Source organism: Streptomyces sp. SLBN-8D4, assembly GCF_049739545.1.
Classification (GTDB): domain Bacteria; phylum Actinomycetota; class Actinomycetes; order Streptomycetales; family Streptomycetaceae; genus Streptomyces; species Streptomyces canus_C.
Map to the genome: position 1 here is coordinate 1,440,498 of NZ_JBMGQC010000001.1, position 13,319 is coordinate 1,453,816.

Here is a 13,319-nt window from a genome sequence, read left to right on the forward strand (position 1 = left end):
CGACCTGGCCGTCCCGGCCCGCCGACGCATCGAATCCCGGTGCGATCCGCCCTACCCAGCGCGATCATGCGGCCATGCATGACAGCAGCATGGATCAGCGGGCCGCCGGCTTCCTGCCGGGCCTGATCGACGCCGATGCGCCGCCGTACGGATACGACGGCGCATCGGCGCGCCGCCATCGGGCGCGAACGCACGCCGGGTCGCCCGGGCCGTCCTGAGGTCGACCCCGGTCGCCTCCTCCGTGCTGGTGTGGATCCTGGAGGAGGACGACCCGGAGCTCAACGCGGCCGTCGCACGATCCAGCCGCCCGTGGCCATGAAGGTGCGCCTGCCTCTGCGCTACGCCCGGGTGCGCTCCGGGGTCTTAACCGCACTCCCGGCCGGCCGGCTCACCGGTTTTGCCGTCGCGCCTGATCGCCAGCCGTTCCTTCTCGGAGAGGCCGCCCCAGACGCCGAAGCGTTCGTCGTTGGCCAGGGCGTACTCGAGACAGGCCGGGCGCATCTCGCACATGCCGCAGATGCGCTTCGCCTCTCGTACCGAGCTGCCCGGCTCGGGAAAGAAGAAGTCCGCCCCGGTCTGCGCGCACAACGCCTGCGCCTGCCAGGCGGGGTCGGTCGGGGTGATGGTGTCGATGTGCATGGCGGAGATCGTGCCGGGCAGCGAAAAACGTTCGATCAACGCGGGATCAACGGCTGCGTTCATGGCCCCGGGCCGCCTTGATGGTCCCCCGTCCGTCGCGGGGGCGCACGGCGGCGCGCGGAATCGGTTCGCCCTGCGGAAACGGATCGCCCGGTGGGTGCCGGCGCCCCGGGGCGGTGCGGGCCGCCGGTCGTCCCGATGCGCTCCCGCCCAGGTCCGCCGCGGGCCCGGTGCCCTCCGGCCCGGCCGGCCCGGCTTCGACGGCACCCGCGCGTCCGCCGGCAAGGACCGCACCCGCTCCCCCACGGCGGGCGCGACTGCCGACCGGCCCGCATCGGCGTCCCGGCAGCGATTGTCAGTGGACGGTGCGAGACTCGGCGGTACAGGCAACGGGACCCCTCAGAGGAGGGCAGAGATGCTCACGACCCGTTATGTCACCGGCGCTCCGAACTGGCTCGACCTAGGCACCCCCGACATCGACGGCGCCACCACCTTCTACGGTGGCCTGTTCGGCTGGGAGTTCCGGCCGGGCCCGCCCGAGGCCGGCGGTTACGGCTTCTTCCAGCTCGCCGGCAAAACCGCCGCGGGCGGCATGCAGACCACACCGGAGCAGGGCCCGCCGTCCTGGACGGTGTACTTCCAGACACCGGACGCGGACGCCACCGCGAAGGCGGCCGAGGAGGCGCACGGCTCGGTGCTGATGCAGCCCATGGACGTGATGGACCAGGGCCGCATGGCGATCCTCGCCGACAAGGCGGGCGTCCCCTTCGGCATCTGGCAGCCCGGGCGGAACAAGGGGCTCGACGTCACCCAGGAGCCCGGGTCACTGTGCTGGGTCGAGCTGTACACGGCCGACCTGCCGATGGCCGCCTACTTCTACCGCGCGGCCCTCGGCCTGGAGACCTACGGGGTCGACTTCCCCGGCGGGACGTACACCACCGTGCTGCCGGACGGGCAGAGCGAGGACGGCATGTTCGGCGGCATCGTCCCGCTCGCCGACGATCCGCTGGAGGCGCGGGACGGGGCGTACTGGATGCCGTACTTCGAGGTCACGGACACGGACGAGACGGTGGCGAAGGCGCAGGAGCTGGGCGGCAGCGTCCGGCTGCCCGGCACCGACATCCCGGGTGTCGGCCGGGTCGCCAAGCTGGCCGATCCGTACGGCGCCCGCTTCGCGGTGATCAAGAGCGCGCCGCAGCAGACGTGACGGGGGCGGGGGCGGCTCACGCCGAGGTGCGCCGCACCAGCGTGGTGGGCAGTACGACACCGGCCGGTGCGGCTCCCGTGTCCCCCGGGCCGAGGCCTCCCAGGAGCAGGCGGGCCATCAACCGGCCCATCTCCTCGATGTCCTGACGGACCGTCGTCAGCGGCGGATCGGCCTGCTCGGCGAGCGGCAGCATGTCGTCGAAGCCGATCACCGCCACATCCTCGGGCACCCGGCACCCTCGCTCGCGCAGCACGCGCAGGGCGCCGGACGCGGTGAGGTCGTTGGCGGCGAACACCGCGTCCACGTCCGGACACCGGTCGAGGAGTTCCCGCATGGCCCGCTCACCGCCGGCCGGGGTGAAGTCGCCGCCTGCGACCAGCCTCGGGTGGGCGTCGCCCATGACGTCCCGGTAGCCGTCGAGCCGGTCCGCCGCGGAGGTCTGGTCGAGGGGGCCGGTGATGTGGGCGACACGGGTGCGCCCGAGCCCGGCGAGATGCCGTACGGCCTCGCGGGCACCGCCCCGGTTGTCGCTGTCGACGTACACGACGTCCGTCGTCCCGTCGCTCCAGCCGGGCCGTCCGCCGAACACCGTGGGGACACCGGCCCGCTGGATCAGTCCGGGCAGCGGGTCGTCGAGGTGCAGCGAGAAGACGAGCGCGCCGTCGACGTGGCCTCCGGCGAGGTAGCGTCCGACGCGCGCGTGGTCGTCGCGGCCCTCGGTGAGCAGCAGGACGAGCTGATTGTCGTGAGCGGTCAACTCCTTGCTGATACCCCGCAGTTGCAGCGCGAAGAAGGGATCGGCGAAGACCCGGGTCTCCGGCTCGGCCACGACCACGGCGACCGCGTCGTGGCGCCGGGTGACAAGGCTGCGGGCGGCCTGGTTGGGCACGTAACCGAGCTCCTCGACAGCTCTGCGCACCCGCTCGACGAGCGGCTCCCTGACCCCGTCCCCACCGTTCACCACCCGGGACACGGTGGCCCGCGACACCCCGGCCCGGGCCGCCACGGCCTCCAGTGTGGGGCGCGGCGCTGTCTCGGTCACTTCGGGGCTCCTCATCGGCGGGTGCGGATCAGGATAGCCCCGGACGAGCACCCGGTGAGAGCGCTCTCGCGGCATCGGACGATGGACACCTGAGCCCGGGGACGTCCGGTGAACGGCCTCACGCCAGCAGGTCGATCCGCCGCCCGATCCCGTCCCGTTCGGCCCGCTCGTACGCCGTCCAGGCGACCGCGAGGTCCTGCCAGGGCATGCCCACGGGGGCGTAGACCGTACGGTCCGACTCCGCCGTCCGGCCGGAGTGTTCGCAACGCACGATCTCGCCCAAGGTCGCGTCGGCGGCCCTCAACACGCCCACGCGTGACGCCAGTTCGCGATCGTCGACCACCAGCAGCGACGCGTCCAGGAGGTCCGCCGCCAGCTCTGCCTTGCCCGGTTCGTCCACGCCGAGGCTCGTGAAGTGCTGGCCCGGCCTGGTGTCGTTCAGGTGCAGCAGCGGCTCTCGGGACCAGGTCGCCGAGAGGACGACGTCGGCGGCCGTGGCAATCTCCGCGGCGGAGCCCAGAACCCGGCCGCCGTGCCTCGCGGCGAACTCCGCGGCGCGCTCGGCGGACGTGTCATGGACGACGAGGGCACCGCGGGGTCGTAGCGCCCCGAGGCCCCGCACCATCAGCTCGGCCTGTACGCCCGCGCCGATCACTCCGACGACGTCAGCGTGGCCGGCCAGCAGGTGTGTGCCCAGTGCCGCGGCCAGCCCCGTCCGCCACGCCGTGACCGTCGCCGAGTCCATGAGGGCCAGCAACGCGCCGTCGGTTCCGCTGTGCAGGCAGATCACCCCGCGCAGGGCGGGGCGCGCGGCCGGGAACTTGGCGTTGACCTTCACGGTGTAGGCGGGAACGCCGGGGAGCAGGCCCGGGATCAGCGCGGTGGCCGTACCGGGGAACGGGAGGTCCGTGCGCACCCGTTGCCCGGCGATCGACACACCGTCCGCGTCCACGTCCGCATTCAGGAAGCCGTCCCGCAGTGCGTCGAGGCACGTCTCCGGCTCCAGCACCGTCTCCAGGTCGCCGCGCGTGAGAAGAAGAGTCACCCGCCCATGATCCGTCAGTGGTGGTGCCCGGCCCGCTGCCCGGTGTGGTCGTGCGGCTCGTACCCCGGGATCGTCCCGTCCGTCTTCCTCACCAGGAACAGGCCCACCATCCCCATGTCGGAGTGGCTCTGCACATGGCAGTGGTACATCCACGCGCCCGCCCCGACCCCCTCCCCCGCGATCACCTGGAAGCCGAAGGAGTCCGCAGGGCCCACGATCTTGTTGTCGACGACCTGGCTCGGGTCGTCGGGCCCGGTAAGCATGCCGGTGCGGTTGTCCGCCCAGCGGTGACCGTGCAGGTGGAAGGTGTGGTAGTACTCGCCGTGCGTGATCATCACGAACTCGACCCGATCGCCCACGGTGGCCTCGAAGTCGGGTCCCGAGTGCGCCGGCTTGTTGTTGATGAGCATGTCGTTGAAGACGATCGTGTGCGTCGCGTCCGGCAGGACGTCGCCCTTGCGACGGACGATCACCGGGCCGTAGAGGCCCTTGCGGATGCCGCCGGTGCCGTGTTCCGTGCCGACGACGTGGTCGTGGTAGTGCCAGTAGCCCGCGCTGCCGGCCCGCCAGGTGCCGTCGCTGCGGCGGCCGGGCGCGTGGGTGCGCCAGGTGTAGGTGCGGGTGCCGCCCGGTTCGACGTCGCTCCTGTTCAACGTCGTGCCGTCGCTGGAGACTTCGTAGTCCAGGCCGTGGACGTGCAGGCTCGCCCGGACGTCCAGGGTGTTCTCGAACTCGATGTGCAGAGTGTCGCCCTCGTTGAGCTCGATGAGCGGGCCGGGGATCGTCGCCTTGCCCTTCTCCAGGCCGTAGCCCAGCTGTCCGTCGGCGAGCTTCTCGGCGTACAGCTTGATGCGCCGGACCTCGCCACCGGGCGGGGCGGCCTGCGCCGGACCCGGGTCACTGCGGGCCTCCGGCGCCATCGACAACGATGTCGCCACCGCCGCGCCACCGAGCAGCACCCGCCGGTTGAAGCCACGTCTGTCCAGTGCGCCCATGCAGAACTCCCCACCGCGATACGGGTCTTGCGGAGACGTACCTGTGATGAACCGGTGAGACGGTACCGGCCCCGGAACCGTTTATCCACACTCAGGACAAAGTTCGTGCGATCCCGGTCATAGGTATTGGCGCGGGAGGCAAAGGGGTCTAGCTTCCATGGCGCTGTTGCTGTGACCGAGGAGGTGCCCATGCACTTACGAGGGTTGAGCGCGAGAAGCGGAGGAAGCGCGAGGAGACGGGTCTGGACGGCCACCGTGACCGCGGGGGTCGTCGCCGCAGGGCTGATGTCCGGGCCGGCGGCGGGGGCGCTGCCGGCTCCCGGCCCGTCCGCGACAACGATGTCCGTCAAGTCGCCACCGGGCGGCGGGGACGTACGGGTGCTGGTCTTCCACGGGTCCGCGGCGGCCGGCGAGGAATCGCCCGTCGTCAACGCCGGTATCGCGGCGATCGAGAGGATCGGGCTGTCCGGTCCGGTGAACCAGCGGTTCGAGACCGAGGCCACCGACGATGCGAGGGTCTTCACCGACGAGAAGGCACTGGGGAGTTACAACGCCATCGTCTTCCTGACCGGCGGCGGCGATGTCCTCGACGCGGAGCAGGAGGCCGGTCTGGAGGCGTACATGGAGGCGGGCGGCGGTTTCGTCGGCATCCATGACGCGGCCCGCGCGGAGCCCTACTCCGACTGGTTCACGGGTCTGGTGGGCGCCCGGCCGGCGGCTTCCAGCCCAACGGCCGTACAGCGGGCTACCGTTGAGGTCGGCGACCGGCAGCATCCGGCGACCAGGGATCTGCCGGTGCAGTGGAAGCGCCCCGACCAGTGGTTCAACTGGACGAAGAACCCCTCCGGTGACGTGCACACCGTGGCCCGGGTGCGCGAGTCGACCTACCAGCCGGGAGCGAGTGCCAACGGCTGGGACCACCCGGTGAGTTGGTGCCGGGACTACGACGGCGGCCGGTCCTTCTACACCGGCATGGGCGGCACGGTGTCCTCGTACGACGAGACCGACTTCCGGACCCATCTGCGCGGCGCGCTGCTGTGGACCTCGCGGCTCGTCCAGGCCGACTGCAAGGCGACCATCAACGGCAACTACAAGGCGGAGCGCCTCACCCAGCCCAACCAGGCGGGGCTGAACGACCAGATCGGCGAACCGCACGGGCTGGTCACCGCCCCCGACGGGCGGGTCCTGTACATCGGGCGGGGCGGAGCCGACTCCTCCCAGCCGGTGATCACCGACTGGAACAACCCCGACATCGGCAAGGGCAAGGGCGAGATCCACGTCTACGACCCGAAGACCAGGAAGGTCACCCTCGCGGGCGCGTTGACCGTGTTCGGCAACAAGGGCGGCGGCGACGAGCTGGTGAAGGTCGAGGAGGGCCTGCTCGGGATCGAGCTCGATCCGCGCTTCGAGGAGAACGGCTGGGTGTACCTGCACTACACCCCGCATTCTCAGCTCAACCGCGACACGCAGATGGCCGAGCGGCGGGTCTCCCGCTTCACCCTCGACCTCGCCACGAACAAGCTGGACCTGAACAGCGAGAAGGTCCTGCTCAAGTGGCCGGTTCAGGTGCACAGTTGCTGCCACGCGGGCGGCGGGATGTCCTGGGACTCGAAGGGCAACCTGTACATCGCGACCGGTGACAACAACTCCAGTGGCTTCAGCGGCGGTTACTCGGGCAACAACCCGCAGCCGAACTACAAGGGCGTCTCCTTCGCGGACGCGCGCCGCACCGCCGGCAACACCAACAACCTCAACGGCAAGATCCTGCGCATCCATCCGGAGGCCGACGGAACGTACACCCTGCCCGAGGGCAACCTCTTCACGGGCCGGGAGACGGCCGAGGGCGGCGGCAAGACCCGGGGCGAGATCTATGTGATGGGGGTCAGGAACCCGGCCCGGATCTTCGTCGACAAGAAGACCGACATCCTCTACGCGGGCTGGGTCGGGCCGGACGCCGGCACGCCCTCGACGACCTGGGGGCCGGCCAAGTACGACACCTTCGCCGTCATCACCAAGGCGAGCAACCGGGGCTGGCCGTACTGCATGGGCAACAAGCAGCCCTACCGGGACCGCAACCTGCCCAACCCCGACCAGCCGCTGGGCTGGTACGACTGCGACCACCCGAAGAACGAGTCGCCCAACAACGACGGTCTGGTCAACCTCCCGCCGGTCACCGGCAACAACATCTGGTACTCGCCGCAGGGCGGCGCCCCGGACTACCCGCGGGACGCGAACGGCATCCCGTCCTACAAGCAGGAGGAGGCCAAGTACCTGCTGCCGTGGCTCAAGGGCGGCGGCCAGGCGGCGATGAACGGGCCGGTCTACCGCTACGACCCATCCAGCGCGAGCGCGACCAAGTGGCCCGCCTACTGGGACGGCAAGTGGTTCGTCGGCGACTTCTACGACGCCGACCAGCCGCGGAACGCCGTCATCACCGATCCGAAGAACCACGGCGAGGGCGGACTGCCCGTCCACTCGGAGTCGCTGAAGAAGATCGTGCCGATCGGCAACGACGGCATCAAGAACCTCATGGACTGGAAGTTCGGCCCGGACGGCGCGCTGTACGTCCTCGACTACGGACGCGGGTTCTTCACCTCGGACGCCAAGTCGGCACTGTGGCGGGTCACTTACACCGGCGGCGGGCCGACGCCGGCCGCCGGACAGCTGGCGAGAGGAGGGCAGTGATGCACCCCCGAGCAGTGATGCACGCCCGAAGAGCTCTGACCGTCCTGTTGGCCGCCCTGCTGATGGTGCTCGGCCTCCAGTCGACGTCCGAAGCACGGCCCGACGCGGTCCCTGCGGCGGGCCAGACACTCACCTGGACCGCTGGCGACGACATCACCAAGTACGGATCCGCCCCGGCAACCGCCGTCGCCGGTACGGCCACGATCGTCTTCGAGAACAGCACGGAGACCGGCAACACCACCGGCATGCCGCACACGTTGACCTTCGTGACCAGTGATCCCGAGTTCAACGACGACGTCGAACTCAACATCCTGGCCAACCCGAACGACGACATGGGCGGCCGCCACACCGCCGAGGTCACGCTCACCCCGGGCCGCTACTTCTACCACTGCACGATCCCGGGCCACGGCCAGATGCAGGGCATCCTCGTGGTGAGCGAGGGCAGCGGCCAGGACACCACTGCGCCGACCGCCCAGGCCCAGGTGACCGGCACGCAGAACGCGCAGGGCCAGTACATCGGTTCGGCGAGCGTGGCGGTCACGGCGACCGACGAGGCCGGTGGCTCCGGCGTCGACCGGATCGAGTACGCGATCGGGGACACGGGTGCCTGGCAGCCGTACACCGCCCCGGTCGTCGTCGACCAGGTCGGCGACCACAAGGTCCGCTACCGGGCCGTCGACAAGGCGGGCAACGTCTCCGCCGAGAAGAGCGCCGCCTTCACGGTGGTCGCGCCGCCCTCCGACGACACCGCCCCGCCGGACACCTCGGCGACGGTGAGCGGCGAGCAGAACCCGGACGGGGCCTACATCGACATGGCCACGGTGACCGTGTCGGCCTCCGACACCGGATCCGGGGTCAACACCATCGAGTACGCGGTGGACGACGGGAGTTGGCAGCGGTACACCATGCCCGTGATGGTGCACCAGGCCGGCTCCCACACCGTGCGCTACCGGGCGACCGACAAGGCGGGCAACGTGGCCGCCGAGAAGAGCGTCCGGTTCACGGTCGTCGCGGCGGCCCCGCAGGACACCACCCCGCCGGTGACCGGTGTGACCGTGGACGGCACGCGGAACTCCGACGGGGCGTACGTGGGCAACGCCAAGGTGACCGTGAGCGCCACGGACGAGGGCGGTTCGGGGGTGGCCGGGGTCGAGTACTCGATCGACGCGGGCCCCTATCTCGCGTACACCGCTGCCGTGGTCGTGGACCGGGCGGGCACGCACACCCTGGCGTACCGGGCGACGGACAAGGCGGGCAACACCTCGGCCGCGCGCACGGTGACCTTCACGGTGATCCCAGGCCAGGTCCCGGCGCCCAACTGCGCCGAGTTCGACGAGCGGTTGACGGTGATCGTCGGCACGGTCGACTCCGGGGTGCCGAACCGCATCACCAACAGCCGGTGCCGGATCAACGAGTTGATCGAGGACGAGAAGGAGTGGACGTCCCACGCGCTGTTCCTCAAGCATGTGAAGACCGTTCTGGACAAGCTCTTCCGGGAGGGGGTCGTCGACGAGCGCGAGTACGACGCGATCGACGCGGCAGCCCGTGAGTCCGGGATCGGCAGGCCGGGACAGACCGAGGGCTACCGCACGATCCTCGACGGCAGCCCTGCCTCCTTCGCCAAGTGGCAGCAGGTGGGCGGTGGTTCCTTCGCGCCGAACGGCGACGGGTCCATCACCTCAGGCACCACGAGGGACGGCCTCGGCATGCTCTGGTTCCCGGAGCGCACGTACGGCGACTTCTCGCTCAAGCTCCAGTGGCGGGACGACGCCCCGGGCACCGGGAACGCCAACTCCGGTGTGTTCGTGCGGTTCCCGTGGGTCCACGACCACCCGGAGGAGCCCCGGCCCGAGTGGGCGGCCATCAAGTACGGCCACGAGGTGCAGGTGTTCGACCGGCCCGACGGCGACATGTACAAGACCGGATCGGTCTACGGCTTCGACCGGGTGGGGCTCGCCGGCGCCGGCGTCACCCAGAAGGGCACGTGGAACGACTACGAGATCCGGGTGGTCGACCAGCACTACTCGGTCTACCGCAACGGCGTGCTGATCAACGAGTTCGACAACATCGGCGGCCAGGACTTCTACCCCGCCCGCTCGGATGACCCGGGCACGGACGGACGGCGGTTCTCCTCCGGCTACATCGGACTCCAGGTGCACAGCACGACGGACGTGATCTCGTACCGGGACGTCAGGATCAAGGAGCTGTAGGACCGGCCTTCTTGGCGCGGCTCGGCTGTACCCGCTTGGGCTCCCCCGGCATCTTCGGATACTCGGGCGGGTACGGCAGATCACCCAGCCCGTGGTCGTGCTCGTCGCGGCGGGCCAGGTCCAGGAGGGCCTCCAGCGAGAAAGCGTGATCGTCCATGTCCGCGTGCACGTCGCCGAGTTCGGCGAAGCGCGCGGGCATGGTCGCGATGTCGAAGTCCTGGGGGTGCGCCTGGCCGACCTCCTCCCAGCGCAGGGGTGCGGAGACGGGGGCGTGCGGGCGCGGCCGTACCGAGTAGGCGGAGGCGATCGTGCGGTCGCGGGCCGTCTGGTTGTAGTCGATGAAGATGCGTTCGCCGCGCTCCTCCTTCCACCACTTGATGGTGACGTGGTCCGGCATCCGGCGTTCCATCTCGCGCCCGACCGCGATCGCGGCCCGTCGCACCTGGGTGAAGGTCCAGCGCGGTTCGATGGGCACGAAGACGTGCAGACCGCGGCCGCCGGAGGTCTTGGGCCAGCCGCGCAGACCGCCGAACTCCGCCAGGACCGACCGTAGTTCGTGGGCCGCGCGCACGGCGTCGTCGTAGTCCGTGCCGGGCTGCGGGTCGAGGTCGATGCGGAGTTCGTCGGGGTGGTCGACGTCGTCGCGGCGGACCGGCCAGGGGTGGAAGGTGAGCGTGCCGAACTGGGCGGCCCACAGGACGGCGGCCTCCTCGGTGGGGCACATCTCGTCGGCGCTGCGGCCGCTGGGGAAGGTGATGTGGGCGGTCGGGATCCAGTCGGGCATGTTCTTGGGCGCCCGCTTCTGGAAGAAGTTCTCGCCGGTCACACCGTCCGGGTAGCGCTCCAGGGTGGTGGGGCGGTCGCGCAGGGCGCGCAGGATGCCGGGGGCGACGGCCTGGTAGTAGCGGGCGAGGTCCAGCTTGGTGAACCCGCGCTCCGGGAAGAAGATCTTGTCCGGGCTGGACAGCCGTACGGTCCGGCCGCCCGTCTCCAGTTCCACCGCGTCACCCATGCGAGCCACCGTAAGCGAGCCCGGCATATCAGGCATTTCGGGGCGTGCGCGTGCAGAATCGGACCATGGATCTGCCGGTGATGCCCCCCGTGAAGCCCATGCTCGCCAAGTCGGTGGCGAAGATCCCGCCGGACATGCACTACGAGGCGAAGTGGGACGGCTTCCGGGCCGTCGTGTTCCGGGACGGTGCGGAGGTCGAGCTGGGCAGTCGTACCGGTAAGACGCTGACCAGGTACTTTCCGGAGCTGGTGGAGGCGCTGCGGGAGCGGCTGCCCGAGCGCTGTGTGATGGACGGGGAGATCGTCATCGCCCGGGACGGGCGGCTGGACTTCGACGCGCTCACCGAGCGGATCCATCCGGCGGCCTCCCGGGTGCGCACCCTGGCGGAGCGGACGCCGGCCTCCTTCGTGGCCTTCGACCTGCTGGCGCTCCAGGACGAGTCACTGCTGAACGTCCCGCTGACCGACCGCCGGAAGCTGCTCACGACGGCACTGTCCCGGTCGACCCCGCCCGTGCACGTGGCACCGGCGACCACGGACATCGAGGTGGCGCGGCAGTGGTTCGAGGAGTACGAGGGCGCGGGCCTGGACGGGGTCATCGCCAAGCCGCTCACCCTGCGCTATCTCCAGGACGAGCGCGCCATGTTCAAGATCAAGCACGAGCGCACGGCGGACGTGGTGGTCGCGGGTTACCGGCTGCACAAGAGCGGTCCGGTCGTCGGCTCCCTGCTGCTCGGCCTCCACGACGACCGGGGCACGCTCCAGCACGTCGGCGTGTCCGCTGCCTTCCCCATGAAGCGGCGCGCCGAGCTGATCGAGGAGCTGGAGCCGCTGCGGATGCGGGACGCCTCCGGGCATCCGTGGGCGGCCTGGGCCGAGGAGGCCGCGCACGAGAGCGCCCGGCTGCCCGGGGCGCCGAGCCGCTGGTCGGGCAAGAAGGACCTGTCCTGGGTGCCGCTCAGGCCGGAGCGGGTGGCGGAGGTGGCGTACGACCACATGGAGAACGGCATACGGTTCCGCCACACCGCCCGCTTCCGCCGCTGGCGGCCCGACCGGACCCCGGAGAGCTGCACGTACGCGCAGCTGGAGGAGCCGGTGCGCTACGACCTCGACGAGATCCTGGGCTGACGCGCCAGGTCAGGGCCGCATCAGGACCTTGACCGCGCCCTCCTGCTTCTTCTGGAACATCTCGTACGCGTGCGGGGCGTCCGACAGCGGCACGTGATGGGTGGCGAAGTCGTCTACGCCGAGCGGGTCCTCGTCGGTCAGGTACGGGATGATCTCGTCGCTCCAGCGCCGCACGTTGGCCTGGCCCATCCGGACCTGGATCTGCTTGTCGAACATGGTGAGCATGGGCAGCGGGTCGGCCATGCCGCCGTAGACACCGACGAGGGAGAGCGTGCCGCCGCGGCGCACCAGCTCGATGGCGGTGTGCAGGGCGGCGAGCCGGTCGACGCTGAAACGCTCGGCGAACGGTCCGCCGATCTTCCTGGGCAGCAGGGCCGAGGCGTTCTGGGCAAGGCGGGCGACCGCGCTGCCGTGGGCCTCGGTGCCGACGGCGTCGATCACCGCGTCCGGGCCGCGTCCGTCGGTCTCGTCGCGGATCGCCTGGACCAGCTCCTTCTCGCTGTCGAAGCTCCTGAGGTCGTACGTCTCCACGCCACGCGTGCGGGCCCGGCGCAGCCGTTCGGTCACGAGGTCCACGCCGAAGACGCGCCCGGCGCCGCGCACCTGTGCGACCCGGCAGGCCATGTCCCCGATGGGCCCGAGTCCGAGCACGGCGACGCTGCCGCCCTCGGGGATGTCCGCGTAGGCGACGGCCTGCCAGGCGGTGGGCAGCACGTCGGAGAGGTACACGAAGCGGTCGTCCGGCGGGCCCTCGGGGACCTTGATGGGTCCGAACTGGGCCTGCGGGACGCGCAGGTACTCGGCCTGGGCGCCCGGTACGGCGCCGTAGAGGCGGGTGTAGCCGAACAGGGCGGCACCCATGCCCTCGCTGGCGACCTGGGTGGTCTCGCACTGGGTCGGCAGTCCGGTCATGCACATCCAGCAGTTGCCGCAGGCGATCTGGAAGGGCACGACGACCCGGTCGCCCGCCGAGAGGTCCGGCACCGCGGCCCCGACCTCCTCGACGATGCCCATGGGTTCATGGCCGAGGATGTCGCCCGGGGTCATGAACGGGGTGAGTACCTCGTAGAGATGCAGGTCGGAGCCGCACAGCCCGGTCGAGGTGATCCGGATGACGGCGTCCGTCGGCTCCTTGATCTTCGGATCGGGCACTTCCTCCACCCGTACGTCCCGCTTGCCCTGCCAGGTCACAGCCTTCATCCCGGCACTTCCCTCCGTCACATCGCGTGTCGGTCCGCGGTAAGCGCCCCGGGTACCCGGACGCACTCCCGCCGAACCGCAATCCAGGGCCGATCGGCGTAGTCGACGCGACTAATCAGAAACAGACGGGTATGGCCATCAACGAACTTATAAGCGC

Annotated in this window: 11 protein-coding genes; 5 read left to right on the forward strand and 6 right to left on the reverse strand. The window is 70.5% G+C overall.

Annotated features, from left to right (window positions below):
* The first annotated feature begins 74 nt into the window (after positions 1 to 74).
* On the forward strand, positions 75 to 218 hold the full coding sequence (locus RKD20_RS06730) for a hypothetical protein (RefSeq protein WP_424876876.1): 144 nt from the start codon (positions 75 to 77) through the stop codon (positions 216 to 218).
* Between the two features lie 145 nt (positions 219 to 363).
* Here the strand turns inward: RKD20_RS06730 and RKD20_RS06735 are convergent, their stop codons facing one another.
* Complete coding sequence (locus tag RKD20_RS06735; protein ID WP_424883160.1) at positions 364 to 639, reverse strand: WhiB family transcriptional regulator; 276 nt, start codon at positions 637 to 639, stop codon at positions 364 to 366.
* Between the two features lie 415 nt (positions 640 to 1,054).
* Between RKD20_RS06735 and RKD20_RS06740 the strand changes: the two genes are divergently transcribed.
* A complete protein-coding gene (locus RKD20_RS06740; RefSeq protein ID WP_424876877.1) occupies positions 1,055 to 1,846 on the forward strand; it encodes a VOC family protein in 792 nt (263 codons plus the stop codon).
* A 16-nt stretch (positions 1,847 to 1,862) separates the two neighbouring features.
* On the opposite strand, the gene RKD20_RS06745 is transcribed toward RKD20_RS06740, so the two are convergent.
* The 3 genes from RKD20_RS06745 to RKD20_RS06755 all read right to left on the reverse strand — a co-directional run bounded on the left by RKD20_RS06745 (position 1,863) and on the right by RKD20_RS06755 (position 4,928).
* Positions 1,863 to 2,888, reverse strand: a complete 1,026-nt coding sequence (locus RKD20_RS06745; RefSeq protein WP_424876878.1) for a LacI family DNA-binding transcriptional regulator — start codon at positions 2,886 to 2,888, stop codon at positions 1,863 to 1,865.
* 118 nt (positions 2,889 to 3,006) lie between these two features.
* Positions 3,007 to 3,933: an ornithine cyclodeaminase family protein gene (locus RKD20_RS06750; RefSeq protein ID WP_424876879.1), complete on the reverse strand. Its 927-nt coding sequence runs from the start codon at positions 3,931 to 3,933 to the stop codon at positions 3,007 to 3,009.
* 14 nt (positions 3,934 to 3,947) lie between these two features.
* Positions 3,948 to 4,928: a multicopper oxidase domain-containing protein gene (locus RKD20_RS06755; protein ID WP_424876880.1), complete on the reverse strand. Its 981-nt coding sequence runs from the start codon at positions 4,926 to 4,928 to the stop codon at positions 3,948 to 3,950.
* A gap of 189 nt (positions 4,929 to 5,117) precedes the next feature.
* On the opposite strand from RKD20_RS06755, the gene RKD20_RS06760 reads away from it, so the two are divergent.
* Both RKD20_RS06760 and RKD20_RS06765 read left to right on the forward strand, forming a co-directional pair.
* Entirely contained in the window at positions 5,118 to 7,613 is a 2,496-nt protein-coding gene (locus RKD20_RS06760) for a ThuA domain-containing protein (RefSeq protein WP_424876881.1), read from the forward strand.
* Positions 7,614 to 7,630: 17 nt separating this feature from the next.
* Positions 7,631 to 9,823: an OmpL47-type beta-barrel domain-containing protein gene (locus tag RKD20_RS06765; protein ID WP_424883161.1), complete on the forward strand. Its 2,193-nt coding sequence runs from the start codon at positions 7,631 to 7,633 to the stop codon at positions 9,821 to 9,823.
* Here the strand turns inward: RKD20_RS06765 and ligD are convergent.
* A complete protein-coding gene (gene ligD / locus RKD20_RS06770) occupies positions 9,810 to 10,835 on the reverse strand; it encodes a non-homologous end-joining DNA ligase (protein ID WP_424876882.1) in 1,026 nt (341 codons plus the stop codon). The two genes, RKD20_RS06765 and ligD, sit on opposite strands and share 14 nt — an antisense overlap.
* 65 nt (positions 10,836 to 10,900) lie before the next feature.
* On the opposite strand from ligD, the gene RKD20_RS06775 reads away from it, so the two are divergent.
* Entirely contained in the window at positions 10,901 to 11,962 is a 1,062-nt protein-coding gene (locus RKD20_RS06775; protein WP_424876883.1) for an ATP-dependent DNA ligase, read from the forward strand.
* Positions 11,963 to 11,971: 9 nt separating this feature from the next.
* On the opposite strand, the gene RKD20_RS06780 is transcribed toward RKD20_RS06775, so the two are convergent.
* The gene (locus tag RKD20_RS06780) at positions 11,972 to 13,162 is read right to left on the reverse strand and encodes a zinc-dependent alcohol dehydrogenase (protein ID WP_424876884.1); all 1,191 of its coding nucleotides are present in this window, start codon (positions 13,160 to 13,162) and stop codon (positions 11,972 to 11,974) included.
* Positions 13,163 to 13,319 lie beyond the last annotated feature (157 nt).